This is a genomic window from Streptomyces sp. 8L (assembly GCF_020176795.1).
Lineage (GTDB): Bacteria > Actinomycetota > Actinomycetes > Streptomycetales > Streptomycetaceae > Streptomyces.
Genome location: NZ_JAIUKE010000193.1, coordinates 1 through 2,495, shown reverse-complemented (window position 1 = coordinate 2,495; position 2,495 = coordinate 1). Strand labels below are relative to the sequence as shown.

2 protein-coding genes are annotated in these 2,495 nt (G+C 72.9%); one reads left to right on the top strand and one right to left on the bottom strand.

The annotated features are described in order from the left end of the window. Positions 1-823 (bottom strand): hypothetical protein (locus LCE31_RS17665; RefSeq protein ID WP_225015253.1); only part of this gene is annotated, 823 nt, incomplete at its 3' end. 456 nt (positions 824-1,279) lie between these two features. Here LCE31_RS17665 and sepH point away from each other — a divergent pair. After that, positions 1,280-2,383, top strand: a complete 1,104-nt coding sequence (gene sepH / locus LCE31_RS17660) for a septation protein SepH (RefSeq protein WP_225015252.1) — start codon at positions 1,280-1,282, stop codon at positions 2,381-2,383. The last annotated feature ends 112 nt before the right edge of the window (positions 2,384-2,495 follow it).

Genomic DNA, 2,495 nt, shown 5'->3' with positions numbered 1-2,495 from the left:
CGGTCGGGGTCGGCGCCGACGGGGTCTGACCGCTGCCGTCCGAAGGCGTCGAGGGCGCCTGCGTCGGGGCGCCGGACCCGGTGTGCTCGCCGGATGTCCCCGACCCCTGGCCGTTCCCCTTCTCCTGCCCCTGACGCTGATCCTGGCCGTCGCCCGTCCCGGGGGACGTACTCGGGTCGGCGCTGCCGCCCTTACCGCCGGAACCGTCGCTCCGCCCGCCGTCCGGGTGCGAGGTGGAGGGGCCGGGCGACGGGGAGTGCCGGGTGGCGGAGCCGTCCCCGCCGCCCACCACGGAGCCGATCGTCGTACGGGCGTTGCCCGTGAGGTCGTGCCCTGCGGCGAGTTCGTAACCGGTGATGCAGATCATGGCGACGAGGAAGACGACGACGGCACCGAGCACGGGGCGCTTCCAGCCGCGCCGCCTGCTGCGGTGCGTGGTGGCCTCGCCGTAGTCGGCGCCGAGCACGTCCAGGGTGTCGGGGAGGCCCTGGCCGGCGGCCGGGGCGGGCGCCCCGTCCCGCACCGGGACCTGACGGGCCTTCGGACGCGCCTGCTCCGCGGCGTCCCGCAGATGCTCCCCGGTGCGCCGGAACAGGTAGTGAAAAATCGATCCGCCGCAGGTCGCGATCACGCTGACGACACCCGCGCCGATGATCGTGCCGTACACGTCCAGCTGAGAGGCCAGGACCGCGGCGGCGATCGCCGCCACCGCGCTCGCGGCGACCTGGGGCACGCTCAGATCGAGCCGCTTCCCCTTGTGTTCCGTGCCCTCATTCGTACCGCTGTCATAGCGTTTCGTACCGCTGTCCAGCTTCTGTTCCATCTCCGGCCCCTGCTTGACGACTGCCCCAGCTTGCACCAGATAGGGACAGATGAGCGAAGCGAGACGTTCCGATCCGGCGGATTGTGGCCAGGACAACACCGCCCGGAGGGGCACGGGGAGGCGTGTTCCCACCCGCCACACGGAACTCACGCGGCGCGTCACTCCACCCCGATGGCCCCGAATGGAGTACTGTTGCGAGCCCTGGGGCCGGATTCCTTCGCGGGCGTCCGGGACCTTCGGAAGGGGGCCGCACGTGGCACTCGAACCGGCGGGGCCGTTGCACCGCACGGACGCCTGCTGCGCGGAGTGACCGGGTACGTCACTCTGCGTCGCGAATAGGTAACCGTGCCATAACGGCGATCCAGGGCCCCTGCCCGACACGCCGGGCAATACGGCAAGGTTGTGGCAGGCTGCACCCGGGCAGGCCACACTCGACCAGCGGAAGCAGCGACGCACGTGACGTCGGCAGGCACCACCCGGGAGGTTCCCATGCCCGAACTGCGTGTCGTGGCCGTCTCCAACGCCGCCCCACGACTGGTGCTCAAGGCTGCCGACAGCACGGAATACACCCTGCCTATCGACGAGCGGCTGCGTGCCGCCGTCCGCAACGACCGTGCGCGTCTCGGCCAGATCGAGATCGAGGTGGAGAGCCATCTCCGCCCCCGTGACATCCAGGCGCGGATACGAGCCGGCGCGTCGGCCGAAGAGGTCGCGCAGCTCGGGGGCATCCCCGTCGACCGGGTGCGCCGCTTCGAGGGGCCCGTCCTCGCGGAGCGCGCCTTCATGGCGGAGCGTGCGCGGAAGACCCCCGTACGGCGTCCCGGCGAGAACGCGGGCCCGCCGCTCGGCGAGGCGGTACAGGAGCGGCTGCTGCTGCGCGGCGCCGAGAAGGACACGGTCCAGTGGGACTCGTGGCGCCGCGACGACGGCACCTGGGAGGTGCTGCTCGTCTACCGCGTCGCGGGCGAGGCGCACTCGGCGAGCTGGACGTACGACCCGCCGCGCCGGCTGGTGCAGGCCGTCGACGACGAGGCGCGCGCGCTGATCGGCGACACCGACGACACGGTGATGGCGCAGGAGCCGAGCTTCCCGTTCGTGCCGCGTATCGCGCGGCTGCCCCGGGAGCGGCAGGAACGTTCACTGGACCGCGCCTTCGACCGCGCGCCGGAACGGCCCGCGCTCACCGAGGAGCCGGAGGACGAGGAGCGCGACCGCGAGCGGGACAGGGACTCGCTGACGAGTCTGCTGGAGGCGGTGCCGAGCTTCCGGGGCGACCTGGTGGTCCCCGACCGTACGGACCGGACGGCCCCCTCGGAACCGGTGGCCGCCGAGGTCGTGGAGGAGCCCGAGGAGGCCGAGGAGCCGGTCGCCCCCGCGGCGTCGGCCGGTTCGGCGTACGCGGACGTGCTGATGCCCCGGTCCGTGGCCGGCCACCGGGACCGCCTGACCGGGACGACGGACCGTCAGGCGGAGGCGGACGGCGTACGGCCTGGACGGCGGGCGGCGGTGCCGAGCTGGGACGAGATCGTCTTCGGCACGCGCCGCAAGAAGAAGGAGTGACGGAGGCATTCCCCGGAAGTGACGGAGGCCGTCCCCCGAAGGGGTGATTAAGACCGTCCCCCGGGAGACGGCGACGGCGAGGGCCCGTCCGCGCGGATGCGTGGGCGGGCCC